The following is a 24650-nucleotide window of genomic DNA, read 5'->3' on the forward strand; positions in this document are numbered from 1 at the left end:
GGCGCCGCCTTAGACGCACTCAAATCTTAGCGCCATGCGGTAACGGCGCCGTTGCCTTTTCCAGCCAGGCCAGCGTCTCGCCGTCGAGCATCGGGCCGATCTCGGCCAGCACGCGGGCGTGGTAGGTGTCGAGCCAATGCAGCTCGTCGCGGGTCAACAAATCCGAGCGCACCAGCCTGACATCGATCGGCGCCAGGGTCAGCGTCTCGAAACCGTGCATGGCGATGTCGCCGCCGTCGATCTGCTCGGCCGGCGTCACCAGGATGAGGTTCTCGATGCGGATGCCGTAAGAACCTTCCTTGTAATAGCCCGGCTCGTTGGACAGCATCATGCCTTCGAGCAGCTTTTCGGTGCCCGTGCGGGCGATGCGTTGCGGGCCTTCGTGCACCGCCAGATAAGAGCCGACGCCATGGCCGGTACCGTGGGCGAAGTCGCAGCCGTGCTTCCACAGCGCCATGCGGGCGACGGCGTCGATTTCCGAGCCGCGCGTGCCGGCGGGGAAACGCAGCGTGGAAATGCCGATCATGCCTTTCAGCACGAGCGTGAAGCGTTCGCGCATTTCCTCGGTCGGCTGGCCGATCGGCACGGTGCGGGTGATGTCGGTGGTGCCGTCCTGATATTGGGCGCCGGAATCGAGCAGGAACAGCTCGCCGGCCTGGAGCTTGCGGCTGGTGGCGCGTGAGACGCGGTAGTGCATGATGGCGCCATTCGGGCCGGCGCCCGAAATGGTGTCGAAGGAGACGTCGCGCAGCGGCATTTGCGTTTCCTCGCCGGTCTGCCGGCGCGTCTCTTCCAGCCGGGTGACGACCGCGATCTCGTCGAGCGAGCCGGGCTTCTGGCGGTCGAGCCAGCACAAAAGCTTCGCCACCGCCGCGCCATCGCGCCGATGCGCGGCGCGCGAGCCGTTGATCTCGGCCTGGTTCTTGGTGGCGCGCGGGATGCGGGCCGGGTCGGGAGCGGCAATCACCTCGCCGCCATTGTCCTCGACCAGCATGCGCAGCCTGTAGGCGGCCAAAACGGGGTCTAGCGCGATTTTCGCGCCGCTCTTGGCCAGCGCCACGACCGCGGCCTCGAATTCACCGGGCTCATGGGGCTCGGCAAGCTGGGTGAGATACGCCGCAACCTGGCGCGAGAATTTTCGGCTGTCCATGAATAGCCGGTGCCGTCCGTCGGCAGCGAGGACAGCGAAGCCGAGCGCCAGCGGCGTGTGCGGTACGTCGCCGCCACGGATGTTGAAGGCCCAGGCAATCGAGGAGGGATCCGTCAGCACCGCATGGGTGGCGCCCTCCTGGCCGATCGCCGCCGCCAGCCGCGCCAGCTTGTCCTTGGCGAGCTCGCCGGCAAAACCGATGGGATGGAGTTCGACAGGAGCGACCGGTGCATCCGGCTGATCCTTCCAGATTATGTCGATCGGGTTCGCCTCGAGCGGCACCAGCACGGCGCCGGTCTTTTCGGCCGAGGCCCGCAGCGCCTTGACCTCGCCGATCGTGTGCAGCCAGGGGTCGAAGCCGAGCCGCGCGCCCTTGCCGAGGTTATCCTTGAGCCAATTTGCAGGCGGATTGTCGACCAGGCTCTCGATCGAGAAGATACCGAGATCAACTTCGCCGCGCACCTGCAGCGTGTAGCGTCCGTCGACGAAGATGAAGGCGCGGTCGCGCAGGATGATGGCAACGCCGGCGGAGCCGCTGAAGCCGGTCAGCCATTTTAGCCGCGCCGAGCGGTCGGCGACATATTCGCCCTGATGCTCGTCGGCGCGGGGAACGACAAATCCATCCAGGCCGTTTTCCGCCAGCCATTGGCGCAGCAGCGCCACGCGCGGTCTGCCGACGGCCGGATTGCCAGCGGAATCAAAGGTCTGGAACATGGTGGCGTCTCCCTCGGATAGTGCCCGACCGTAGCGCATGGAGCTGGAAACCGGAATCGATTTCAGCAGGGCCAGACGGGGCTGCGTCACCGTTTGAGATGGATCGTCACCCAGCCTTCGCGGTGCAGCGTTCTGACATGGCGAAAGCTCTGGCCGACATAGGCGGAGATCACCGCATCGCGCTGCCGGTCGAGGATGCCTGACAGCACCAGCGAGCCGCCGAGGCTGATGTGTCGCGCCATTTCCGGAGCAAGCCGCATCAGCGGCCGCGCCAATATGTTGGCGATGATCAGGTCGAAAGGCGCACGCCTGGCAAAGATCGGATGGTGGAATCCGGGTGCGGTCACTGTTTCCACCAGCGCCTTGACGTGGTTGAGCCGCGCATTGGCGGCGGCAACGCTTACCGCCACCGGATCGATGTCGGTCGCCAGCACGGGAATATGGAAGAGCTTGGCCACAGCGATGGCCAGCACCGCGCTGCCGGTGCCGAGATCGAGCGCGTTGCGCGGCCGCTCGCGCCGCGTCACCTTTTCCAGCATTTCCAGGCATCCGGCGGTGGTGCCGTGGTGGCCGGTGCCGAAGGCCAGCCCCGCTTCGATCTCGATGGCAAGCTCGCCACTGTGGCGTTTGCGGCGATCATGCGCGCCATGCACGAAGAAACGGCCGGCACGCACCGGTTTCAGCCCTTCCAGCGAGCGCGCCACCCAGTCGATATCGGGCAAGGTCTCGCGCTCGACCGGCCTGGACAGGGCTAGCCCTGCCAGAATGTCCTTCACCCGCGCCTCGACCGCATCCACATCGCCGTCGGCATAGAGAGAGACTTCATGAATGTCCGCGTCCTCATCGACCTCCAGCACGGCTATCGGCAAGCCTTCGTCCTCAAAGGCGGCATCGAGGGCGGCGAAAATTCTGGTGGATTCGATCTTGCCGGCGGTGAAATGGAGCCGCGTCTGGGTCATGGATTCGCATCAGCCCTTGGCCGCGAGGCGTTTGAGCTTTTCCACCGCGGTGTCGGCGCTTTCGCCATAGGCGATCGTGCCGGCGAAATCGCCCTTGCCGTTGAGCAGCAGCACCGAGGCGGTATGGTCCATCGTGTAGTCGCCGTCGCCGGTGTCGACCTTCTTCCAGTAGATGCCGAAGGACTTCGCCATGGCGTGGACCTTGTCCGGGTCGCCCGATATGCCGGTGATGCGGTCAGAGAAATTGCTGACATAGGCGTTCATGACCGCGGGGGTGTCGCGCTCCGGATCGACCGAGACGAAATAGGCATGCAGGTTCTTGCCATCGTCACCAAGCGTCTTCAGCCAGCCGGACAGTTCGAATAGCGTGGTCGGGCAGACCTCTGGGCAATGGGTGAAGCCGAAGAAGACGACGCTGGGGTGGCCCCGGAAGGCGGCCTCGGTGATCGGCGCGCCTTTCTGGTCGACCAGCGTAAAGGCGGCACCGAAAGGCTCGCCGCCATAGTGGCCGCGATACCAGTCGAAGGTCAGCCAGCCTATGCCGGCCGCCATCAGGACGAGAATGCCGACCAGTATTGAGCGCATCATCAGTAGGATTCCGTCTTGTAATTTCATCGGCATGCCGGCCATGGCCAGGCAGCCCTTGGTTCGGCGAACAGTCTTAGCGGTTCGACCGGGTACACGCAAAGGTGCCGCGTTGACGCAACCGGCCGTGACCTATGCCGGCGTTTTGATCGGGGCCGCCGGCTTGCAATGCAACGTCCTTCGCCCCACCTGAGACCGGCAAACTTGAACCTCGGAGGCTATCTTGCAACGACTGATTGGGCGAAATCTGATCGGCGGCGCCCTGGCCGCGTGCCTTGTCCTTGGCGCCGGTGCCGCAGTCGCCGATGAAGTCGGCAAGGTCGGCGTCGACTGGCTCGGCAACGACATCATCGTCGAAGCGATCAAGGACCCGAAGGTGGACGGCGTCACCTGCCACGTGTCCTATTTCGACCGCGGCATCATCGACCGCCTGCACAAGGGCAACTGGTTCGAGGATCCTTCCGATTCCTCGATTTCGTGCCGCCAGACCGGTCCGATCACCATCGGCGACATCGACATGAGCGAAGGCGGCGAGGAGGTGTTCAAGCAAGGCATCAGCCTGATCTGGAAGAAGCAGGTGGTGAACCGCATCTACGACAAGGCCAACGAGACGCTGATCTACCTCTCGCATTCGCGCCAGGTGCAGAACGGCTCGGCCAAAATGTCGGTCACCACCGTGCCGCTCTACGGCCAGAACGTGGTGTGGACCAAGGGCAAACCGAAATAGATGGATCCGTTTTTCCGTGCAATTGACCCGACCGACAATTGCTCCCGGCTTGCGGGAGCTATTGCCCTGACGTAAAGCCGCCCGTATGGACCGTTCCGAAAATCTCGTGCTGAAAGATCCCGAGCCGCGTATCCATCCGACGGCGGAGCTGAAAGCATGCAAGCTGGGCCGCTACGCCTCGATCGGCGAGCGGGTGGTACTGCGCGAAGTGAGCGTCGGCGATTTTTCCTACTTCGAGCGGCACGCCGAGGCGATCTACACGAGCATCGGCAAATTCTGCTCGATTGCCGCCAACAGCCGCATCAATGCACTGGATCATCCGATCGAGCGGCTGACCCAGCACAAGGTCAGCTACCGGCCCAACGAATATTTCCGCTGGCTGGGCGTCGATGCCGTCTTCCGCGAACGACGCCAGGCGAAGGCGGTGAGCATCGGCCATGACGTGTGGATCGGCCACGGGGCCGTGATCATGCCCGGCCTCACCATCGGCAATGGCGCCGTCGTCGGCGCCAATGCCGTCGTCACGCATGACGTGCCGCCTTATGCGATCGTCGCCGGGGTGCCGGCCAAGCCGCTTCGGCCGCGCTTCGCAGCCGATGTCGCGGCGCGGATCGAGGCTCTCGCCTGGTGGGACTGGCCGGTCGAAAAGCTCGCCAGCGCCGTTCCCGACATGCAGGCCATGACCATCGAGACCTTCCTGGACCGCTGGGAAAATCACGCCGCGTGAGTGACGCCGGCGCGGCTGAAGAGCACGCGCATTTGCGCCAAAGGCGCGCTTCAGGGAACCACTGTGCGAGCGCTCCGGACTGAACCCCTTCCGTCATGCGGGGGTGGCGCAACGGAAGGGGCTGGAGGTAAACCGCTGTGAAGCGGAAGGAACAGGCCTGTTTTGCCTGCACCGTTACTGTGACACCAAACCGATAAAGTGTGTTGTCCTTCCGATTCCCTTGATGCGTGCATTCGATTGCGGCGGTTGTATTTCTTTCCGATGGGAACCCGATATGGCCGCCGGTTGTTCCTTCCGGCGTACCGCACGGCGCGGCGCTGTTTGAGGGACCCCATGATCGAGAAGCTCTTCACCAAAATCGCCAACCGGGTAGCCCACCTTGCGGGGCTGTCGCCGACATTCGCACTCTGCTGCCTGATCGTCATCATCTGGGCAGTAAGCGGCCCACTCTTCGCCTTCTCGGACACTTGGCAACTGGTGATCAACACCGGGACGACGATCATCACCTTCCTGATGGTGTTTCTCATCCAAAACACCCAGAATCGAGACGGCGCGGCAATCCAGGCCAAACTGGACGAGTTGATCCGGGTCAGCGAAGCCAAGAACACCTTCATCGGTATCGAGCATCTGACCGAAGCCGAGGTCCAGGAGATCCGTGCCAAATGCGAGCGGGCAGCGAAGCGGCATGACGAGAAAATCGCGGCCGTAGCTGCCAAGAAAGCCGTGGCGTCAAAGAGCAAACCGAAAAAGCAGGTGGCTCGAAGCACCGGCTGAAACCGGTTAACCCCCAAGGGTTCCGTCGTTGCTCGAATGCGACCCGATCCGAACACCGGCTCTCATTTTTCGGACATGCTCATTGCTTCATGAATGCCGCGAAGGCATCCTTGTGGTCGGGGTGCCAGCGCGACAGAGCAGGGCGGTTTTCGATGATGTCGCCGATCGCCCAGGCCATGCGTTTCTCATCCAGCGGACGCGTCACCTCGTTGTCAGGGCACAGGATGTAGAAGTCGCGCTTTGTCAGGGATTCCAGCATGAAATCAATGACCTGTTCGCCGGTCCAGGCGTCGGCCGGCTTCTCGGTCGCACCCTCGGTCAGGCCGGTATAGGTGAAGCCCGGGATCAGCAGATGCGCCGACAGATGGGCACCCGGTTCGTTGCGCAGGGCATGCGCCAGTCCCTCGGTAAAGGTCTTCACGCCGGCCTTGGAGACGTTGTAGGCAAGGTTTCCAGGCGGCGTGGTGATGCCTTGCTTGGAGCCGGTGTTGACGATCAGGCCCGGCTGGCGGGCCGCCAGCATGCGGGGCACGAAGGCTTCGACGCCATGCACGACACCCCAGAAATTGATGTCCAGCAGCTGCTTCCAAGCGTCGCGGTTCTCCCACGGCTTACCCGGGTTGTTGCCGACACCAGCATTGTTCATCAGCAGCGACACATTGCCGAAGGCGCCAAAGGCTCTTTCGGCGAGACGATCCACGTCTTGTGCCTTCGAAACATCGGCGGCGACGGCCAGCACGGCATCGTCGCCGGCGATCGCGGACACAATACGGGCCGCATCCTCAAGACGCGGGCCGGCGACATCGGCAAGCACGATCTTCATGCCCATGAGAGCCAGCCGCTTCGCGGCGGCAAGACCAATGCCGCTGGCAGCGCCGGTAATGACTGCGGCATTGCCCGAACCAAGCGCGGGCAAAGCGGTCTGGAGTTCTGCGTCGGTCAGCATGGGCGGCGGATTCCTTCTTGCGATGGCGCCGAACTTAGCGCCGGAGCGGGCTGGCGCAAGCCTCCACGCGCCTGGCTGCGCTTCAGCAGCCGGCATGGGCCGGGTTGACCGGTCCAGCCGAGACTGCGCATGGTGCCTCGCAAAAAGGAGATTTCCCGATTGACGGACTGGATCGAAATCCTGAAGCAGCAGACCACCATCGGCGATCAGATGAACCGCGAAGTGCCGCAGATGCTGGCAAACCCCGAGATCAACGAAGCACAGGTGAAGACGCTGTTTTCCGCCTTGGAAAAACAGGCGGATTTCGTCGAGAAGCTGCGCATGGCGCTGGAAAAGTTCGGCCATGACTTTGCGGTCATCAAGGCGGCGGAACGGCTGGAAGAGCGCTACGCCGATCTTGCCGCGTCGGTGGCCGAGAAGCTGAAAGCGATGCGCGAATAGATCCCTATTTTTCGATCACGCGTGCGAAACGCCGGTCCGGCACAAGCCAGACCAGGGCAACCAGTACATAGATCGCGACGCCGATCCACTGGCTGATGAAGGTCAGCGGGATGGCGCAGAGATAGGCGACAAGCGAGATCTTGCCCTTGCGGTCGTTGCCGATCGCCCTGGCAAAGGCCGTATCGTTGCCGTGCAATCGGTGAAGCGTCACGACGAGAATGAAGTAGGCGATCGCGCACAGCGCAAGATCGGCGCCGTAGACGGCGACCGGCACCGGCGCGAAATGGTTTTCGCCCATGAAGGCCGTCGTCACCGGCATCAGCGACAGCCAGAACAGGAGATTGAGGTTCGCCCACAACACGCGGCCGTCGACCCGCTGCACGGTGTGGAACATATTGTGCAAATTGTTCCAGTAAAGGCCGACGTTGATGAAGGACAGCACGTAGCTGAAGAAGATCGGCCATAGCGGCAGCAAGGCCGAGAGATCCTCGCCGTGCGGCACCTTCAGTTCAAGCACCATGATGGTGATGATGATGGCCACGACGCCGTCGGTGAATGCCTCGACCCTGCCTTTGCCCATGATTTGCGCCCTATGTCCGGTGTCGATCGTTGAAGATGCTAAATCGTTAGCTGATGTTGTCAGGCCGATAAACGCCATCCGGGGAATTTCTCAACTATATCAGGGGAAACTCTCCCGCCAGGCCGGCTCGCGGCAATGCTTTGCTGTGGCAAATTGTTGACTTTTCTTGCCACAGTCCTCCATCGAAGACAGCCTCGGCTGAATCACATAAGGCCGAGCGATCGAATGGAGTGACTGATGAGATTTCGATTTCTGCTCTGCCTCGCGACCATTCTGGCCGCCATCCTCGGCACGTCGGCCGCCGCGTTCGCCTACAGCGCCCACACCACCACCAACCTCAACGTGCGCTCCGGGCCCGGGGCGGGATATGCCAAGGTGGGGACGCTGCCAGTCGGCTACAGGGTGAACGTCACCGGCTGCCAGCCGGGTTGGTGCAGAATCCATGGCGGCGGCCTCAGCGGCTGGGCCAGTTCCGGCTATCTCTCGCGGGCCCATGTCGTTCGCCCGCCAGTGATCATCGTGCGCCCGCCGCATCGTCCGCCGCACTGGCAGCATCGGCCGCACCGTCCTCCGCACCATCGCCCGCCGCACAAACCGCGTCCCGGGAAGTGCAAGATCGCACCAGGTTTTTCCTGCAAATAACGGATTTTAGCGGGGTCACACGACAGGATGTCGTGACGGATCGGAACCATCGGCTCCGATTCGGGCCTGTTCAGGCGGCGGGTTTCGGGGCAACGTCCGTCATGCTGTCAGGAGCCCGCCGGCCGGCCGGAACGTCGGGAGTAAGGGCGCGTTAAGGTCGCGATCCCTGAACCGATGAAGAGGTTTGGCCATGGCCATTCGTGACTTGGCGCATACGCGCAACGAAGCAGGCGGCGAGGCTCTCGCAATTCCGGTGGTTGCCACAATGATCGCCGTTCTGTTTGCCGGCAGCACGGTGCTGACGCCGCTGTACATCATCTACAAGCAGCAATTCGGCTTTTCACAGATCACGCTGACGCTGGTCTACGCGGTCTATGTCGTCGGCAATCTCGGCGCCCTGCTGATGTTGGGCGGCGCGTCGGATGTCGTTGGGCGCCGGCCTGCCGCTCTCGCGGCCATGATCGTCGCCGTCGCCAGCGCGCTTGTCTTTCTGTTCGCCAACAATGTCGTTCTGCTCGATGTGGCGCGCGTCCTGAGCGGGCTTGGCATCGGTGTCGGCGCGGGGACCGGAACGGCATGGATCGCCGAGCTTCTCCCCGGCGCTGACAAGGCGCGCGCCAGCGTCATTGCCACCAGCACCAATTTCCTGGGCCTCGGTTTCGGCGCACTCGTTTCGGGACTGTTGGCGCAGTATGAACCGTGGCCCTTGCGCCTGGTCTTCATCGTTTATCTGGCGGCGCTTGTATTCGTCTTCATCCTGGTCTGGCGTACACGCGAAACGGTGGCGGAGCCTGGCGGCCTCGGGCAGATTTCCATGCGGCCGCACTTTGCCGTGCCGGATGAAATCCGCGCGCGCTTCGTCGCGCCGGCGGTGACCGGTTTCGGCGCCATGGCGCTGGTCGGCTTCTATGCCGCGGTGGCGCCAAGCATCCTGGCGCAGCAACTGCATGAGACGAACCATGCTGTCGCCGGTGCGCTGTTCTTCGAATTGGCGATCGTCACCGCGCTCAGCATCGTAGCGCTGAAGCAAATGCAGAGCGGCAAGGCCATGCTGACCGCGCTGGCGTTGATGATTCCCAGCATCCTCATGGTGGTGGCGGCGCAGATGCTGGCGTCGATGGCGCTGATGATCGCCGCCACCGCCTGCTGCGGCGTGACGGCCGCACTCGGCTATCGTGGCAGCCTGCAGGTGGTGAACGAGATCGCACCGGAGGATCGCCGCGCGGAAGTGGTATCCAGCTTCTTCATCTGCTGCTTTATCGGCAATGCCTTGCCCGTCATCGGCATTGGCATCATCTCGACCTATGCCAGCCCCATCGCGGCCAGCCTGGCGTTCGCCGGCATGATCATCGTGTTTGCGCTGGTCGCGCTGGGCTTTGGGTTGAAAAACAGGCCTTGAGAGCGGCCAGCTTCAGCCGTTCGGCGTCTCTGGGGAAAAATGCGCGCGTTGGCGCGGCACGCCGAGCCCGGTGTCGGGCGGCTCGCCAGCGGCCGGCCGGTTCTCGATCATGTGCAGGGTGCGCCAGCCGCCGAGACGGTAATAGGCCGCGGCCAGCAGCAGGGAGGTGATCGAGCCGGCGGGGAAACTCCACCACAGCGCCTCCTCGCCGATCACATCCCGCATGAAATAGGCAAAGCCGGTGCGCACGACCAGTACCGAGATCACCAGGATGACCAGCGGCGGCATCACGGCGCCCGTGGCGCGCACGGTGGCGAACAGCACGATGGTGACGCCGAACAGGATGAACGACCAGGACGCGACGTTGTTGATGTGAGCGGCGATGTCTATCGCCGCGCTGTCGCGGCTCAGGAACAGGCTGAGGATCGAGCGATCGAAGACCCATAGAAGTGCCACGAGAGCACCGGTCAGCACCAGGTTGAAGCCGACGCCGGACGCTGCGATGCGGCTGATGCGGTCCCAGCGGCCGGCGCCGACGTTCTGCGCCGCCATCGAGGACACGGCCGCGCCGATGGCGAGCGCGGGCATCTGGATGTAGGTCCATAACTGCGCGGCGATGCCGTAGGCGGCGGCCACCTGCGAACCGTAGGAATTGACGATGCCCATCACCGTCAGGGCCGCGGCCGAAATCACGATCATCTGCAAACCCATCGGAACGCCCTTGAAGACGACGACGCGCAGCAAGGCGGGGTCCGGCCGCAGCAGCGCCAGATTGGCGCCGGCCAGACGCAGCGGATGCTTGCGGACATAGAGCACGATCAGGATGGCAATGACGCTCACCGTCTGGCCCACAAGCGTCGAGGTCGCCGAGCCGGCGATGCCGAGCTCGGGGAACGGCCCGATGCCGCGGATGAGCAGTGGGTTCAAGATGATGTCGAGCACGACGGCGAGCGCCATGAAAAAGAACGGCGTGCGCGAATCGCCGGCGCCGCGCAGCACCGTCATGACAAAGGACAGAAGGTTCATCATCGGCACGGCGACGAAGATGATGCGCAAATAGGAGCGCGCCAGCGGCAAGGCGTCGGGCGGTGTGCCGAGCGCGCCCAGAATGGTGTCGACCCAGATCCAGCCGCAGACGGCGAACAGCACCGAGACGAAGCAAAAAGAAGGTGGCGCTGGTGCCGACGATGCGGCGTGCCTCGGGGAGATCGCGGGCGCCGACCGATTGCGCCACCAGTATGGTGGCCGCCATGCCCATGCCGAATACCGTGCCGAGGATGAGGAACAGCACCAGATTGGCATTCGAGGTGGCGGTAAGCGCGGATTCGCCGAGGAAGCGGCCGACCCAGACAGCGTTGACCGAGCCGTTGAGCGATTGCAGCACGTTGGAGCCGAGCACCGGCAGGGCGAACAGCAGGAGCGTGCGCGGAATGGGGCCGCTGGTCAGGTCACCGGTGCGCCGGCGCGCGGGCATCTTTTCATCCATGGCGGGCATCCGGCAAAGCTGGTTCTTTTGAGTCCGGCACGCAGGATACCGCAGGCCCGACCGGGATGCACCCTTGCGAAAGGAGCGACGGCGGGCAAGGCACGCCGTCGTGCATCCGATCAAGCTTGTCGGGCAGGAGGCGCCAGGCGGCGCCTGCTGCAAGATGCTTACTTCCTGGCGAGGCCGGGAAGCGTGACCTGATAGACAAGGAACATGGTGTCGACATCGGCGCCGTCCTCGGCCTTGTAGGGCGCGCCGACCTGGAAACCGTCCTGGGCGAGGAAATCGTTGTCGTTGGCGACGAACAGGAAATAGTCGTCGGGCAGCTTCGGATCGAGCACGCTCGCCAGCGACATCGCTTCCCACTTTTCCGAGAGGTTGTCCTTGTCATTGGGCGCGCCATTGTGCAGGCCGAAGCGGGCAAGCTCGGCCTTGTCGTTGATGTCGATGAACGGCGTCAGCCTTGCCGGCGTCACCGACGGATCGAGCACGCCCTTGGGCGCCACCGGCTTGTCGGCGGCATCGAAGGCACCGCCGGCGATGTCGGTCGCGCCGGAAAGGTCGACAATGTCGATCTTGCGATACAGCGACTCCTCGCCCTTCAGGCCCTGGCCGTTGCCGCTGTCGCGCGCCAGCATCAGGAAAGCGGTATCCGACAGCGCCACGATCTCGCTTTGCGCAGCCACCTTGGTCTTGCCCTTGGCGTCCTTGAACACCGGCAGCGGCACGACATATTCATGTGCCAGCTTGAGATGGGCAAGATCGGAGGCGTCATAGATCAGCGCCCTGGTGTTCTGGCGCGTCGAGGCCGAATCGCCGCCGTCCTGCCGGGTCGCCGACTGCAAGACCGCGATTACGAACTTGCCGTCCGGCGTCATTGCCATGCCTTCGAGGCCCTGATTGTTCTGGCGGCCGGTTTCGGGATCCTTTGGGTCGGGTTCGGCAGCACCTGGGCCCGGATTGTCGGAAGCAAAATTGGCCGTGCCGTGGCGCATCGGCACGAGCGCGGCCGGAGGCTGGGTCGCCGACATCAGACGGCCGTCGGCGGAGAAGCGGTAGATGTCGGGACCGTATTCGTCGGAGACGAGCATGGTGCCGTCGGGCAGCCGCACGATCGCCTCGTTGTCGAGCGCGAGCTTGCCATTGTCGGCCTGCGGCAGGACAGGCATGTCGCCGGCGGCGGGACGCACGCCGTTCAGCGGGTCGAGACCGCTGGCGTCGGCGCCCTTGTCGTCGGTCAGGAGCATGGTGTCGGCGAGCGTCGCCTTGACGCCGGTCTGCTCCTGGCCGGCCGCGGGCGCGGCACCTGGCGCCACCGGGGCGAACTCGATGTTGATCGTGTTGAGGCGCGGCCGGTAGTCGGTGGTACCGACGACGTTATAACCGCGGTCGGGCAGCAGCCACAGCGAGCCTCTGTAGGTGCCGGCATCATGCGTCCAGCCCGCGGTGTCGATCGACATGCCGGAGCCGGAGCCGAAGGTCTCGCCGAACCTGTCGCGCTGGCCGGCCGGGATGCGGCCAACCCCCACCAGCCCCTTGTTGACGAAACTGGCGCCGCCGACGCTGGCCGAGCTGTCGGCGAAGGCGGGCAGCGAAACGGCCGAGGCCGCCAGCGCGGCGACCAGCAGCCGCAACGAGAATGAGCGTAGATGCGTCATGGAATCCCCTTGATGACAAAGCGCCGGGACGGCGGAATTCTGAGGTTGCCTGGCGGCGGCGAGGCTGCCGCCCTGGAGGGCCGCTTGTGCCCTCGGCAAGCGGTCTAAGGCGCGAACATGATGCTTGCATGACAGTTGGTGACGCATTCGCGTCGGCCCGCCGCGACGCTGCTGGGGAAGTGCGGCCGCGCCAAAAAATCGATCGTTCCGACACAGGTTCGACAGCGTCCAGGAGCTGTTCGTAGTACTAGACACTCATGTACAGTACGTATATGGTTCCGGTTTCGAACAGTCCGTGGAGGAGGGAAGCCTTGAAGTCTCACTACCGCGCAGTCGTCATCGGGGGAGGAGTGGTGGGCGCTTCGGTGCTCTATCACCTGGCGCGGTTCGGCTGGTCGGATGTGGCGCTGATCGAGCGCGCCGAACTGACGGCGGGGTCGACTTGGCATGCGGCGGCGGGGTTCCACGCGCTCAATGCCGACCCCAATGTCGCCGCGCTGCAGGATTACACCATCAACCTTTACCGCGAGATCGAGGCCGAATCCGGCCAGGACGTCGGGCTGCACATGACTGGCGGCGTCAACATCGCCAGCGATCCGGCGCGCTGGGAGTGGCTGAAATCGGCCTGGGCGGTATTCCAGTCGGTCGGCATCGAGACCGCCCGGCTGGTGACGCCTGACGAGATCATGGCGATCTGCCCGATCGTCGACGTCACCGGCGTGCTTGGCGGCCTATACGATTCCAACGAGGGCCATCTCGACCCTTACGGCACGACGCATGCGTATGTCGGTGCCGCCAAGAAGCGCGGCGCCGACGTGATCCTGCGCAACCGCGTGGTCGAGCTGAAGGCGCGCGCCGACGGCCATTGGGATGTCGTCACAGAGCAACGCACCATCACCGCCGAGCATGTCGTGAATGCCGGCGGGTTGTGGGCCAAGCAACTCGGCCGCATGGCCGGGGTTGAACTGCCGGTGACGCCGATGGAGCACCATTATTTCGTCACCGAGGACATTCCGGAAGTCGCTGCCCTCGACAAGGAGATCGGCCTGGCCGTCGATCTCGACGGCTTTTCCTATCTGCGGCAGGAGCGCAAGGGCGTGCTGCTCGGCGTCTACGAGCAGAACCCGAAGCACTGGAACATGGACGGCGCGCCGTGGGATTACGGCATCGAGCTCATCCCCGAAGACATCGACCGCATCGGCCCGGAACTTGCCAAGGCGCATGAGCGCTTCCCTTGCCTGGCGACGGCAGGCATCCGCAAATGGGTCAACGGCGCCTTCACCTTCACCCCGGACGGCAATCCGATCGTCGGGCCGGTCCGCGGCCTGAAGAATTACTGGGTCGCCTGCGGCGTCATGGCCGGCTTCAGCCAGGGCGGCGGCGTCGGCAAGTCGCTGGCCGAGTGGATGATTTACGGCGAGCCGCAGGCCGACATTTTCGGCATGGACATCGCCCGCTACGGCGCCTTCGCCGCAAACCGGGAATATCTCAGGCAGACGACGCGACAGTTTTATTCTCGTCGTTTCGTCATGACCTTTCCCAACGAACGGCTGCCTGCGGGCCGGCCGCTGAAACGCCCCGGCGCCTATGACGGCATGAGTGCGGCGGGCTGCGAATGGACGGCCTCCTGGGGGCTGGAAATCCCCGCCTATTTCGCGCCGATGGGATTCCGCGAGGAGACGACGCTCAGGCGTTCCAACGCCTTCGACATCGTCGGTGACGAGGCGCTGCAAGTCCGGCGCGCCGCCGGCCTCATCGATATCTCGGCCTATGCGCGCTACGCGACCTCGGGACCGGGCGCGGAGGCTTGGCTCGACAGGCTGCTGGCCTGCAGGCTGCCGAAGGCGGGACAGGCGAGGCTGGCGCCGATGCTCGGGCCGGACGGGCGGCTGAAGGGCGATCTCACCGTCTTCAACTGGGGCAATGGCGACTACTGGCTGATGGGCTCCTACTATCTGCGCGAATTCCACATGCGCTGGTTCGAAGCGCATATGGCTGAAGGCGTTTGCGTCACCGATATTTCAGATGCGATGTCGGGCTTTCTGGTCACCGGCCCCAATGCCAGAAAGATCGTCGAGCGCACGACGCACCAGGACATCTCCGCCAAAGCCTTGCCATTCATCGCATGCGGTGAATTCGACATCGGCATGGTGCGGGCAAGGATGGCTCGCCTCTCCATCGCCGGCGAACTCGGCTTCGAGATCAACTGCCCGGCCGCCATGCATGCCACATTGCGCGAAACGCTGCTTGCCGCCGGCGAGGATCTCGGCCTCGCCGAGATTGGCTATTACGCACTCAACGCGCTTCGGCTGGAAAAGAGCTTCGGCATCTGGTCGCGTGAATTCACGCAAGGCTACACGCCCGGCCAGACAGGGCTCGACCGCTTCATTGCTTTCGACAAGGGCGATTTCATTGGCCGCGAGGCGGCGCTGAAGGAACGCAAGGCCGGTGTTGCACGACGGATCGTGACGCTGGAAGTCGATGCCATCGACGCGGACGCCAGCGGCTTCGAGCCGGTCTGGCACGGCGCTCGGCGCGTCGGCTTCGTCACCTCCGGCGGCTTTGGCTACACGATCGGCAAGAGCGTCGCGCTGGCGTTGGTGGATGACGATTTTGCCGAGGAAGGAACGGCGCTTTGCGTGCACATTGTCGGCACCGAGCGGCCGGCGCGTGTCATTCCGGCTTCGCCCTACGATCCCTTGGGCAAGGCGATGCGGCAATGAGGAGGTTTCCGGATGATCGATGACGCGGCACGCGAAGGCAGGCGCGAGCGCCGGCGAGGACGCATCGGCGAGGCCGGCAGCGAGAGCAGCCGCCGGCCCAATTACCGCTCTCTGAAGAACCCATTCCTGCCGCAGCCAATCTTTTCGGACGACCACGTCGCCTCGATCCACGACACGGCGCTGCGCGTGCTGGAAGAGCTGGGCATCAAGGTTCTGCTGCCGCAGGCGCGCGACCTGCTCGCTCGCGCCGGCGCCCTGATCGACCCCGAAACCGACATGGTGCGGATCGGCCGCGACATGGTGGCGGCCGCACTGGCCTCGGCGCCAAAATCGATCCAGACCCATGCCGGTGACCGCTCCCGCGATCTGACGCTGGAACTCGGGTCGATGACCTTCCTGGCAGGGTGCGGCGCGCCGAACGTCACTGACCTCGAACGCGGCCGCCGACCAGGCACACTGGCGGCCTTCGAGGAGTTCATCAAGCTGGTGCAGCATTTCGACGTGCTGCACATGCTGGGACCTTGCGTCGAGCCGCAGGACATCGACAACCATTTTCGCCACTACGCCGTCAACCGGGCGCAACTGACCCTGTCGGACAAGCTTCCCTTCATCTTCGCGCGCGGCACCCCGCAGGTCGACGATAGTTTCGACATGATCAGGTTGGCGCGCGGGCTGTCCGAGGACGAGTTCCGCTCGGGCGCCCATTGCTACACCGTCATCAACACCAATTCGCCGCGCCAGCTCGACATCCCGATGGCGCAAGGCATCATCGACTTCGCCAGGGCGGGCCAGGTCCTGATCATCACGCCCTTCTGCCTGGCGGGTGCGATGGCCCCGATCACGGTGGCCGGCGCGCTGACGCTGCAGCATGCCGAGGCGCTGGCCGGGTTGACGCTGGCGCAGATCGTGCGGCCGGGCGCTCCTGTCGTCTACGGCTCCTTCTCCTCCAATGTCGACATGAAATCGGGCGCGCCGGCCTTCGGCACGCCGGAGCATGTCAAGGCGACGCTCGGAGCCGGCCAACTGGCGCGCTTCACCGGCCTGCCGTGGCGTTCGGGCGGCGGCAGCGCGGCCAACATCTCCGATGCGCAGGCGGCGCATGAGACGCAGTTTGCGCTGTGGGGCTCGGTGCTGGCAGGCGCCACCGTGTGCATCCATGCCGCCGGCTGGCTGGAGGGCGGCCTGAGCGTTTCCTTCGAAAAGCTGGTCACCGACATCGAGGCGTTGCAGACGGTGGCTGAACTGTGCGCCGCCACGCCCGGCGACGACGATGCCATCGGCTTCGAGGCGATCGCCGAAGTGCAGCCCGGCGGCCATTTCTTCTCGGCAGGTCACACCATGGCGCGCTACCGCACCGCCTTCTACGAGCCGCTGGTGGCCGACTGGTCGAATTTCGGCAACTGGACGCAGGCCGGTTCCAAGACCGCAACCGAACGCGCCACCGGTATCTGGAAGCGCATCCTCGCCGATTTCGAGCCGCCGGCGACGGCCATTGCCACGTCGGCTGTGCTCGATGATTTCATCGCGCGTCGCACCGAACAGGGCGGGGCAGCGCCGGTGTCGTGAGATAGCCTGTTCCTTTCATCGTCCTGAATTGTGGGTGCGATCCGGAACCTGCTGCACCTCTCATGCATTCATGGCACGGCCAGCGCCTGCTCGCATTGCGAGCCATTGAGGGAGGACGACCACATGGGTTTCGACCAGTACCACGAACCGCCCGAAGAATTGTCGCAGGAGGTGCGAACCTTCGCCCGCATGATCACCTCGCTGATCGAGGAAGCGGAAGCGATCTCCTGGTATGAACAGCGCATGTCGGTGGAGAAGGACCCGCAGGCCCGCGCCATCATGAAGAACGCGCAAGGCGAGGAGTTCAAGCATTTCGGCATGGATCTCGAATTCCTGCTGCGTCAGAAGCAGGACTGGCGCGCGGAACTGAAGGAAATCCTGTTTACGACGGGAGATATCGTCAAGGCTGGCGAGGCGGGAGAGAAGAAGGTGGACTGAGCGGTCCGGCCCGGGTGACTACCGAAAGTTCCGTTCACTTCGGACGTCCACGCTATTGGAATTCATTCCAATCAATTTTAGCTGTGAAATCGCAAACATAATTAGGGTCAAAATCTACTTCGATTTTCACAAGAAAACCTCAGGATTTTTGACCAGCTCCTTACGCGAGTGAGTGTCCATTTTTTCTCACACAGCCGCGACAAACCCATCCAGCACGCGTTTCTGGCCGGCCTTGTCGAAGTCGATGGTCAGCTTGTTGCCTTCGATGGCCGCGATGTTGCCGTTGCCGAATTTCTGGTGGAAGACGCGGTCGCCGACGTTGAAGGGGGACGGCGTGTCGGCGACGGATTTGGCGACCAACTCGCCATCGATGGTGCGGCCCTTGATGCTCGTGCGGCCGGCGCCGTAGCCGCTGTCGGTCTCGCCATAGCCGATGCGCTCGATCTGGTGGCCGGAGCGCGAGCCCCAGTTGCGATCGGTCGCTTCGGTGCGGTTCTGCTGCGCCCGCTGCCAGCCCGGCGTGGCGTAGCTGTTGGAGAAGGCACCGGATTTTTCGGCGCCGACATTGTCGAAGCGCGAGGCGCCATAGGGGTTCTGGCGGCCGCCCCGGCCGGAAGCGAACGAGCCGCCGCCATAGGAATTGCCGTAGCCGCCATAGGAGTTGCCGCTTTCGGCGACTTCGACATGGGTTTCAGGCAGTTCATCGAGGAAGCGGGAGGGAATCGTCGATTGCCACAGGCCGTGGATGCGGCGGTTGGAGACGAACCAGATGTGCAGGTTCTTCTTGGCACGGGTGACGCCGACATAGGCCAGTCGGCGCTCCTCCTCCAGGCCGGAACGGCCGCCTTCGTCCAGCGCGCGCTGGTGCGGGAAGAGGCCTTCCTCCCAGCCCGGCAGGAAAACGGTCTCGAATTCGAGGCCTTTGGCCGAATGCAGCGTCATGATGTTGACGGCGTCGAGTTCGGCGTTCTGCTCGGCATCCATGACCAGAGCGACATGTTCGAGGAAGGAGCGCAGCGATTCATACTCCTCCATGGAGCGGATCAGCTCCTTGAGGTTTTCCAGCCGGCCGGGCGCTTCGACCGAACGATCGTTCTTCCACATGTCGGTGTAGCCGCTCTCTTCCAGGATGGTCTCGGCCAGTTCGGTGTGCGGCGTGGTTTCCAGCGCCTTCTGCCAGCGTTCGAAATTGGCCGCGACCTCGCGCAATGCGGCGCGCGGTTTGGGCTTCAATTCATCGCTCTCGGCGAGCTTGGCGGCGGCTTCCAACATCGGTACGCGCAGCGCGCGGGCCGTGTCGTGGATCTGGCGGATGGTGGTTTCGCCGAGGCCGCGCTTGGGCACATTGACGATGCGCTCGAAGGCGAGATCGTCGGCGCCTTGCGCGACGACGCGGAAGAAGGCAAGCGCGTCGCGGATCTCCATGCGCTCATAGAAGCGCGGGCCGCCGATGACGCGGTAGTTGAGACCGAGCGTGACGAAGCGGTCCTCGAACTCGCGCATCTGGAAGGACGCCCGCACCAGGATCGCCATGTCGTTGAGATTGTGCTTCTGGCGCTGATAAGCCTCGATGGTCTCGCCGACAGCGCGCGCTTCCTCCTCGGAATCCCAGGCTGCGTGGACGTTGACCTTGCCATCCTCGGGATCGTCGCGATCGGTGAACAGCGTCTTGCCGAAGCGGCCTTCATTGTGGGCGATGAGGTGCGAAGCGGCGCCGAGGATATGCGCGGTGGAACGATAATTGCGCTCCAGCCGGATGATGGTGGCGCCGGGAAAATCCTTGTCGAAGCGCAGGATGTTGTCGACCTCCGCGCCGCGCCAGCCATAGATCGACTGGTCGTCGTCGCCGACGCAGCAGATGTTTATTTTGTTTTCGCTCACGGGCTGTTCCTCGCCTGCCGGCGCGGGCCCGACCCCTCTTTTCTGCGCGCCTTCGGCGTCGCGGGAGGGGCTTCGCAAAGGCTCGGACGCCCGGTCAGGCTTGCGGCCTTCGGCCGAATGCAAATCCGTAGACGTCGCGCTACGCCCGCTATTTGGCCGCTGTGCCAGGAGCCGCAGCCACATGTATTGCGCGGTGTTGGTGTCCTGGTACTCGTCGACCAGGATGTATCTGAACCGCTTGTGATACTCCTTCAGCACGTCCGGATTGGCGCGGAAGATGCGGATAGGGTGGCAGAGCAGATCGCCGAAATCGCAGGCGTTCAGCGTCTGCAGGCGCTCCTGATAGGCCTTGTAGAGCTCGCGGCCCTTGCCGTTGGCGAAACTGCGCGCATCGCCCTCGGCAATATCGGCCGGGCCTTGCCCCTTGTTCTTCCAGCCGTCGATCATCTGCGCGAACTGCTTGGCCGGCCAGCGCTTGTCGTCAAGGCCCTCGGCCTGGATCAATTGCTTGATCAGCCGCACGACGTCGTCGTTGTCGAGGATGGTGAAGTCGGATTTCAGCCCGGCAAGCTCGGCGTGCCTGCGCAAGAGCTTGACGCCGATCGAGTGGAAGGTGCCGAGCCAGGGCATGCCCTCGACATTGCCTTCGCCGATCAGGATGCCTATGCGCTGCTTCATCTCGCGCGCGGCCTTGTTGGTGAAGGTCACGGCCAGGATCTGCGAGGGAAAGGCTTTTCCGGTCGCCAGGATGTGGGCGATGCGGGTGGTCAAGACGCGCGTCTTGCCGGTGCCGGCGCCGGCCAGCACCAGAACGGGACCTTCGGTGGTTTCCACCGCCAGCCGCTGCTCGGGGTTCAACCCCTTGAGATAGTCGGGCGCGTTGTTGTGGCCGCCGCGGGCAGCCATGGCGCGCGCGGCGATGCCCGACGGGGCGGTGGGCCGCGCATCGGGTTCATCGAAAAAGGGCATGTCTTCGGAAAAGCCGGACATCGCCCCCGAATGTAGTGATTCGGTGGAGAAAGACCAGAACTGTCTACGTTTTGTTCCACTCCTGATTGTTTCCGGCCTGCTTGACAGGCAGGGCGGGTGAGGGAAAGCTGCGCAAAGGGCAGGGAGGGGATCCTGTTGCCCACGGCCGCCTCGAGGCGCGCAACAGTCGAAGGAGTATCATCTTGGCTGTCACCATCACCTCCCTCATTCTCCTCCTCATCGGCCTCGCGCTTGGCGCCGGCGGCATCTGGTTGGCTTCACTGGGAGGCAGCTGGTACTACATCATATCAGGCATCGCCTTCCTCATCGCCGCATGGCTGCTCTACCGGCGCAGATCCACCGCGCTCTGGCTCTACGCCGCGATCGTGCTGGGCACGCTTGCCTGGGCGGTCTGGGAAATCGGCTTCGACTGGTGGGAACTCGGGCCCCGCGGCGGCATCATCGTGCTCGTCGCGCTGTGGCTGCTGACGCCGTGGGCGAGGCGGGGCCTTATTGGTCCCGATGGCCGCGCGCCGCTCATTCTCGCCGTGTTGGCGTCGCTGGCGGTCGCCGGCTATTCAATGACGACCGATCCCAAGGATATTGCCGGCAATCTCGACATCGACAAGGTGACCCCGGCGGCCGATCTCGGCGGCGACATACCTGCCGGCGAATGGCACTTCTACGGCCGCACGCCCTATGGCCAGCGCTATTCGCCGCTCGACCAGATCACGCCGGAGAACGTCGCCAACCTGCAGCCGGCCTGGACTTATCGCACCGGCGACGTGAAAGGTCCCGACGACGTCGGTGAGACCACCTATCAGGTGACGCCGCTGAAGATCGCCGATACGCTCTACATCTGCACGCCGCACAATTTCGCCATCGCCATCGACGCCGCCACGGGCAAGGAGAAGTGGCGCTACGATCCCCAGGTCAAGCTCGACAAGGACCGCCAGCACCAGACCTGCCGCGGCGTCTCCTATTACGCCGATGCCAAGATCGGTGCCGGGCAGCCTTGCGCCGCGCGTGTCTACCTGCCGACTTCGGATGCGCGGCTGATCGCACTCGACGCCGCCAACGGTCAGGTCTGTCAGGCGTTTGCCGAAGGCGGTACGCTGAACCTTCTGACCGGCATGCCTTATCCCAAGTCCGGCTATTACTATTCGACATCGGCGCCGCTGATATCAGGCGACAAGATCGTCGTCGGCGGCGCGGTCAACGACAATTATTCCACGCAGGAGCCCTCCGGCGTCATCCGCGCCTTCGATGCCTCCACGGGCGCGCTGATCTGGAACTGGGATTCCGGCAATCCCGAGCAGACCACGCCGCTAGCGGCAGGCCAGACCTACACCGCCAATTCGCCCAACATGTGGTCGACGCCGAGTGCCGACGAAAAGCTCGGCCTGCTCTACATACCGCTCGGCAACCAGGCGCCGGACCAGCTCGGCGCCGGCCGCAGCGCCAATGTCGAGAAATTCTCCTCCTCGATCACCGCGCTCGACCTCAATACGGGGCAATTGAAATGGGTGCGCCAGACCGTGCATCATGACCTTTGGGACATGGATGTGCCGGCGCAGCCGAGCCTTGTCGACATCACCAAGACCGACGGAACGGTCGTGCCGGCGCTGGTCGGGCCGACCAAGCAGGGCGACCTCTACGTGCTCGACCGGCGCACCGGCGAGCCGGTCATCCCGGTCAAGGAAGTGCCGGCGCCCGGCGGCGCCATCGAAGGCGACTACACATCGCCCACGCAGCCGGTGTCGGACCTTTCCTTCAATCCGCCGCCGCTGACCGATGCCGACATGTGGGGCATCACCATGTTCGACCAGCTGGCGTGCCGGATTGCGTTGCACAGGCTGCGCTATGAGGGCCGCTACACGCCGCCATCGCTGCAGGGCACGCTGGTCTATCCCGGCAATTTCGGCGTCTTCAACTGGGGCGGCGTGGCGGTCGATCCGGTCCGGCAGGTGCTGTTCGGCATGCCGACCTATCTCGCCTTCACCTCCAGGCTTGTGCCCCGCGCGGACGTGCCGCCGCCAGGCGACGCCAAGGGCAGCGAGCAGGGGCTGAACCGAAATGACGGCGCTCCTTATGCGGTGGTGATGGGACCGTTCCTGTCGCCGCTCGGCATTCCGTGCCAGGCGCCGCCATGGGGCTATGTCGCCGGCGCCGACCTCAGGACCGGACAGATCGTTTACAAGCACAGGAACGGCACGGTCTACGACATGACGCCGCTGCCTTTGCCGCTGAAGGTCGGCGTGCCCGGCATTGGCGGGCCGATGATCACCGCCGGCGGGGTGGCTTTCCTCGGCGCCGCGGTCGACGACTACCTGCGCGCCTACGACCTGACCTCAGGCAGGCAGCTCTGGCAGGCGCGCCTGCCAGCCGGCGGGCAATCGACGCCGATGACCTATACGGTGGCTGACGGGCGCCAGTTCGTGGTCATCGTCGCCGGCGGCCATGGCTCGGTCGGCACCAAGCCCGGCGATTACGTGATGGCGTATGCGCTGCCGAAGTAGGAACGGGTGCGGTCTCGCAGGATCGCGCCCTAACTGATTCCGAGATGGCTCTTCAGGCTGGGTACCGAGCCGAGCACTTCATTGGTGAGATCAGGCCCGGCGGCGGCTTCGGCCTGCTGGATCAGCGTGGCGCCGGCCTGCCTGATCTGCGCCATGTCGAGGCCGGAAGCCTTGAGCGCGGCGACGCCGTTGATCAGTGCGCCGGCCTTTTCGCCGAGAACACCGCCCAGCGCGCCTTGCAGCGACGACAGCAGGCCACCACCGCCGGCCGCGCCGGCGGCCATGACGTCGTATTGGCGGGCGAGATCATCGGCGCCGGGAATCTTGGCGAAGAAACCCGAAACCTTGGTGCCTTCCGCCTCGTGCTCCAGCACCGAGAAGATGGTGCCGACGACTTTCTCGGTCGTTGCCTGGTCGAGGCCCGCCTTTTGCGAGACGGTGTTGACGATATCCTGGACGTTCATGGTCTCACCTCAAATTTGGGATTTCGGGTCCGGGCGGCGGTCCCGGCCGATGCGAAGCTCGATCATCGACCGCCTGCCTGCGTCCACAAGCCGGAAGCGTAATGCCTGAGCGGCAGCCAGGGCAAGGACGAACGCGCTGGTGAGGATAGGCACGATCATCGGCGGGTGTCCTTCTGGTCGGGACGGGATGGGACGGGCATCGGTAGCACGCAGCTTCCCTTACCATTGTGGCAGTGCCGGCAGGATTTATCGGCGATGACCAAAAAGTGATGGGGCGGGCGCCGGCGTTGCCGGCTTCACTGGCTGCGGCCGATGCTTGCCGCTGCGCTCATCCAGGCTGGACCGGGCCGGCCGCGCCCCTATCTAGCTCCGGTGTTGAAGCCTGAAGCCGAGGAATGCGCCATGACCAAAGCAGCCGCCAGACCAGCAAAGCTTGGGATCACCCAGGCGATGATCGACGCCTATGACGAATACACGCATCTGACACTCGATCGCCGCCGCTTCATGGAGCAACTGACCCGGCTTGCGGGATCCGGGGCGGCGGCCGCGGCGATCGCGCCGATGCTGGCTGCCAACTCTGCCCAAGCGGCCATCGTCGCCGAGAACGATCCCCGCGTGAAAGGCCAGGACATCACCTATCCCGGCGCCGGCGGCGAGATGAAGGGCTATCTGGTCAAGCCGGCGGACCAGGCGGGCAAGCTCGGCACCGTCATCGTCATCCACGAAAACAGGGGGCTCAACCCGCATATACGCGACGTCGCCCGGCGCGTGGCGCTGGAGGGCTTCGTGGCGCTCGCTCCGGATTTCCTGTCGCCGCTCGGCGAGACGCCCGCCGACGAGGACAAGGCGCGCGACATGTTCACCAAGCTGGATCCGGCGCAGACCGTCGCCAATGGCGTCGCGACGGTGGCTTTCCTCAAGGCCGACAAGGACGGCAACGGCAAGGTCGGTGTCGTCGGTTTCTGCTGGGGCGGCGGCACGGCCAACATGCTCGCCGTGAACGCGCCTGATCTGGCGGCAAGTGTCGCCTATTACGGCATGCAGCCGAAGGCCGCGGACGTTTCCAAGATAAAGGCGGCGCTGCTGCTGCACTATGCCGGATTGGACGAACGGACCAATGCCGGCATCGACGCCTTCAAGAAGGAACTCGATGCCGCGCATGTCGAATACACGGTCTATGTCTATGAAGGCGCCAATCACGCCTTCAACAATGACACTTCGGCAGCGCGCTATGACAAGAAGGCGGCTGATCTCGCCTGGGGCCGGACCGTCGCCTTCCTGAAGGAGAAACTGGCTTAGCGG

At 64.2% G+C, this 24650-nt stretch carries 21 protein-coding genes and 1 pseudogene; 11 read left to right on the forward strand and 11 right to left on the reverse strand.

The window, feature by feature from the left end:
• Window positions 1-19: 19 nt before the first annotated feature.
• The 3 genes from FJ973_RS21050 to FJ973_RS21060 all read right to left on the reverse strand — a co-directional run bounded on the left by FJ973_RS21050 (window position 20) and on the right by FJ973_RS21060 (window position 3411).
• Complete coding sequence (locus tag FJ973_RS21050; RefSeq protein ID WP_140521203.1) at window positions 20-1864, reverse strand: aminopeptidase P family protein; 1845 nt, start codon at window positions 1862-1864, stop codon at window positions 20-22.
• Between the two features lie 86 nt (window positions 1865-1950).
• Window positions 1951-2823, reverse strand: a complete 873-nt coding sequence (locus FJ973_RS21055; protein ID WP_140557545.1) for a 50S ribosomal protein L11 methyltransferase — start codon at window positions 2821-2823, stop codon at window positions 1951-1953.
• A 9-nt stretch (window positions 2824-2832) separates the two neighbouring features.
• Window positions 2833-3411 carry an SCO family protein gene (locus tag FJ973_RS21060; RefSeq protein ID WP_140495247.1) on the reverse strand — a complete coding sequence of 193 codons (579 nt, stop codon included), beginning with the start codon at window positions 3409-3411 and terminating at the stop codon, window positions 2833-2835.
• A gap of 220 nt (window positions 3412-3631) precedes the next feature.
• On the opposite strand from FJ973_RS21060, the gene FJ973_RS21065 reads away from it, so the two are divergent.
• The 3 genes from FJ973_RS21065 to FJ973_RS21075 all read left to right on the forward strand — a co-directional run bounded on the left by FJ973_RS21065 (window position 3632) and on the right by FJ973_RS21075 (window position 5636).
• Window positions 3632-4135 (forward strand): CreA family protein, encoded by a 504-nt coding sequence (locus tag FJ973_RS21065; RefSeq protein WP_140630936.1) that lies wholly within the window; start codon window positions 3632-3634, stop codon window positions 4133-4135.
• An 85-nt stretch (window positions 4136-4220) separates the two neighbouring features.
• Window positions 4221-4862 (forward strand): DapH/DapD/GlmU-related protein, encoded by a 642-nt coding sequence (locus tag FJ973_RS21070; protein ID WP_140557546.1) that lies wholly within the window; start codon window positions 4221-4223, stop codon window positions 4860-4862.
• 333 nt (window positions 4863-5195) lie between these two features.
• Window positions 5196-5636, forward strand: a complete 441-nt coding sequence (locus tag FJ973_RS21075; protein WP_181165307.1) for a low affinity iron permease family protein — start codon at window positions 5196-5198, stop codon at window positions 5634-5636.
• Between the two features lie 79 nt (window positions 5637-5715).
• On the opposite strand, the gene FJ973_RS21080 is transcribed toward FJ973_RS21075, so the two are convergent.
• Window positions 5716-6582, reverse strand: coding sequence for an SDR family NAD(P)-dependent oxidoreductase (locus FJ973_RS21080; RefSeq protein WP_140557548.1), 867 nt, complete (start codon window positions 6580-6582; stop codon window positions 5716-5718).
• A 159-nt stretch (window positions 6583-6741) separates the two neighbouring features.
• Between FJ973_RS21080 and FJ973_RS21085 the strand changes: the two genes are divergently transcribed.
• The gene (locus FJ973_RS21085; RefSeq protein WP_140557550.1) at window positions 6742-7023 is read left to right on the forward strand and encodes a hypothetical protein; all 282 of its coding nucleotides are present in this window, start codon (window positions 6742-6744) and stop codon (window positions 7021-7023) included.
• A gap of 4 nt (window positions 7024-7027) precedes the next feature.
• Here FJ973_RS21085 and FJ973_RS21090 read toward each other — a convergent pair whose 3' ends face one another.
• Window positions 7028-7603 (reverse strand): TMEM175 family protein, encoded by a 576-nt coding sequence (locus tag FJ973_RS21090; protein ID WP_140495258.1) that lies wholly within the window; start codon window positions 7601-7603, stop codon window positions 7028-7030.
• A 237-nt stretch (window positions 7604-7840) separates the two neighbouring features.
• Between FJ973_RS21090 and FJ973_RS21095 the strand changes: the two genes are divergently transcribed.
• Both FJ973_RS21095 and FJ973_RS21100 read left to right on the forward strand, forming a co-directional pair.
• Window positions 7841-8245, forward strand: coding sequence for an SH3 domain-containing protein (locus FJ973_RS21095; RefSeq protein WP_140557552.1), 405 nt, complete (start codon window positions 7841-7843; stop codon window positions 8243-8245).
• A gap of 190 nt (window positions 8246-8435) precedes the next feature.
• Window positions 8436-9644: an MFS transporter gene (locus FJ973_RS21100; protein ID WP_140557553.1), complete on the forward strand. Its 1209-nt coding sequence runs from the start codon at window positions 8436-8438 to the stop codon at window positions 9642-9644.
• Between the two features lie 12 nt (window positions 9645-9656).
• Here the strand turns inward: FJ973_RS21100 and FJ973_RS21105 are convergent, their stop codons facing one another.
• The 3 genes and pseudogenes from FJ973_RS21105 to FJ973_RS21110 form a co-directional block, all read right to left on the reverse strand.
• A complete protein-coding gene (locus FJ973_RS21105) occupies window positions 9657-10793 on the reverse strand; it encodes an MATE family efflux transporter (RefSeq protein ID WP_281407022.1) in 1137 nt (378 codons plus the stop codon).
• Between the two features lie 70 nt (window positions 10794-10863).
• Window positions 10864-11139, reverse strand: a pseudogene (locus tag FJ973_RS31620) (MATE family efflux transporter); the annotation flags it as partial.
• Window positions 11140-11297: 158 nt separating this feature from the next.
• Entirely contained in the window at window positions 11298-12788 is a 1491-nt protein-coding gene (locus FJ973_RS21110) for an esterase-like activity of phytase family protein (RefSeq protein WP_140557555.1), read from the reverse strand.
• A gap of 311 nt (window positions 12789-13099) precedes the next feature.
• On the opposite strand from FJ973_RS21110, the gene FJ973_RS21115 reads away from it, so the two are divergent.
• From FJ973_RS21115 to FJ973_RS21125, 3 genes are all read left to right on the forward strand, one after another.
• Window positions 13100-15511 carry an FAD-dependent oxidoreductase gene (locus FJ973_RS21115; protein ID WP_140557557.1) on the forward strand — a complete coding sequence of 804 codons (2412 nt, stop codon included), beginning with the start codon at window positions 13100-13102 and terminating at the stop codon, window positions 15509-15511.
• Window positions 15512-15523: 12 nt separating this feature from the next.
• On the forward strand, window positions 15524-17077 hold the full coding sequence (locus tag FJ973_RS21120; RefSeq protein WP_140557558.1) for a trimethylamine methyltransferase family protein: 1554 nt from the start codon (window positions 15524-15526) through the stop codon (window positions 17075-17077).
• A 123-nt stretch (window positions 17078-17200) separates the two neighbouring features.
• Window positions 17201-17515 carry a hypothetical protein gene (locus tag FJ973_RS21125; protein ID WP_140495272.1) on the forward strand — a complete coding sequence of 105 codons (315 nt, stop codon included), beginning with the start codon at window positions 17201-17203 and terminating at the stop codon, window positions 17513-17515.
• 186 nt (window positions 17516-17701) lie between these two features.
• Here FJ973_RS21125 and FJ973_RS21130 read toward each other — a convergent pair whose 3' ends face one another.
• Window positions 17702-20386 (reverse strand): UvrD-helicase domain-containing protein, encoded by a 2685-nt coding sequence (locus FJ973_RS21130; RefSeq protein WP_140557560.1) that lies wholly within the window; start codon window positions 20384-20386, stop codon window positions 17702-17704.
• Window positions 20387-20568: 182 nt separating this feature from the next.
• Here FJ973_RS21130 and FJ973_RS21135 point away from each other — a divergent pair, with 182 nt between their 5' ends.
• Entirely contained in the window at window positions 20569-22884 is a 2316-nt protein-coding gene (locus FJ973_RS21135; protein WP_140557562.1) for a glucose/quinate/shikimate family membrane-bound PQQ-dependent dehydrogenase, read from the forward strand.
• 29 nt (window positions 22885-22913) lie between these two features.
• Here the strand turns inward: FJ973_RS21135 and FJ973_RS21140 are convergent, their stop codons facing one another.
• Together FJ973_RS21140 and FJ973_RS30995 are read right to left on the reverse strand one after the other, a co-directional pair.
• Window positions 22914-23348: a hypothetical protein gene (locus FJ973_RS21140; RefSeq protein ID WP_140516555.1), complete on the reverse strand. Its 435-nt coding sequence runs from the start codon at window positions 23346-23348 to the stop codon at window positions 22914-22916.
• 9 nt (window positions 23349-23357) lie between these two features.
• The gene (locus FJ973_RS30995; RefSeq protein WP_181165306.1) at window positions 23358-23507 is read right to left on the reverse strand and encodes a hypothetical protein; all 150 of its coding nucleotides are present in this window, start codon (window positions 23505-23507) and stop codon (window positions 23358-23360) included.
• A 243-nt stretch (window positions 23508-23750) separates the two neighbouring features.
• Here FJ973_RS30995 and FJ973_RS21145 point away from each other — a divergent pair, with 243 nt between their 5' ends.
• A complete protein-coding gene (locus FJ973_RS21145) occupies window positions 23751-24647 on the forward strand; it encodes a dienelactone hydrolase family protein (protein ID WP_140557563.1) in 897 nt (298 codons plus the stop codon).
• Window positions 24648-24650: the final 3 nt, after the last annotated feature.

Source organism: Mesorhizobium sp. B2-1-3 (assembly GCF_006442495.1).
Taxonomy (GTDB): domain Bacteria; phylum Pseudomonadota; class Alphaproteobacteria; order Rhizobiales; family Rhizobiaceae; genus Mesorhizobium.

Coding starts and splice junctions, on each gene's coding strand:
- FJ973_RS21050 (WP_140521203.1), bottom strand. CDS start 1,864: ATGTTCCAGACCTTTGATTCCGCTGGCAATCCGGCCGTCGGCAGACCG.
- FJ973_RS21055 (WP_140557545.1), bottom strand. CDS start 2,823: ATGACCCAGACGCGGCTCCATTTCACCGCCGGCAAGATCGAATCCACC.
- FJ973_RS21060 (WP_140495247.1), bottom strand. CDS start 3,411: ATGATGCGCTCAATACTGGTCGGCATTCTCGTCCTGATGGCGGCCGGC.
- FJ973_RS21070 (WP_140557546.1), top strand. CDS start 4,221: ATGGACCGTTCCGAAAATCTCGTGCTGAAAGATCCCGAGCCGCGTATC.
- FJ973_RS21075 (WP_181165307.1), top strand. CDS start 5,196: ATGATCGAGAAGCTCTTCACCAAAATCGCCAACCGGGTAGCCCACCTT.
- FJ973_RS21080 (WP_140557548.1), bottom strand. CDS start 6,582: ATGCTGACCGACGCAGAACTCCAGACCGCTTTGCCCGCGCTTGGTTCG.
- FJ973_RS21090 (WP_140495258.1), bottom strand. CDS start 7,603: ATGGGCAAAGGCAGGGTCGAGGCATTCACCGACGGCGTCGTGGCCATC.
- FJ973_RS21095 (WP_140557552.1), top strand. CDS start 7,841: ATGAGATTTCGATTTCTGCTCTGCCTCGCGACCATTCTGGCCGCCATC.
- FJ973_RS21100 (WP_140557553.1), top strand. CDS start 8,436: ATGGCCATTCGTGACTTGGCGCATACGCGCAACGAAGCAGGCGGCGAG.
- FJ973_RS21110 (WP_140557555.1), bottom strand. CDS start 12,788: ATGACGCATCTACGCTCATTCTCGTTGCGGCTGCTGGTCGCCGCGCTG.
- FJ973_RS21120 (WP_140557558.1), top strand. CDS start 15,524: ATGATCGATGACGCGGCACGCGAAGGCAGGCGCGAGCGCCGGCGAGGA.
- FJ973_RS21125 (WP_140495272.1), top strand. CDS start 17,201: ATGGGTTTCGACCAGTACCACGAACCGCCCGAAGAATTGTCGCAGGAG.
- FJ973_RS21130 (WP_140557560.1), bottom strand. CDS start 20,386: ATGTCCGGCTTTTCCGAAGACATGCCCTTTTTCGATGAACCCGATGCG.
- FJ973_RS21140 (WP_140516555.1), bottom strand. CDS start 23,348: ATGAACGTCCAGGATATCGTCAACACCGTCTCGCAAAAGGCGGGCCTC.
- FJ973_RS30995 (WP_181165306.1), bottom strand. CDS start 23,507: ATGATCGTGCCTATCCTCACCAGCGCGTTCGTCCTTGCCCTGGCTGCC.
- FJ973_RS21145 (WP_140557563.1), top strand. CDS start 23,751: ATGACCAAAGCAGCCGCCAGACCAGCAAAGCTTGGGATCACCCAGGCG.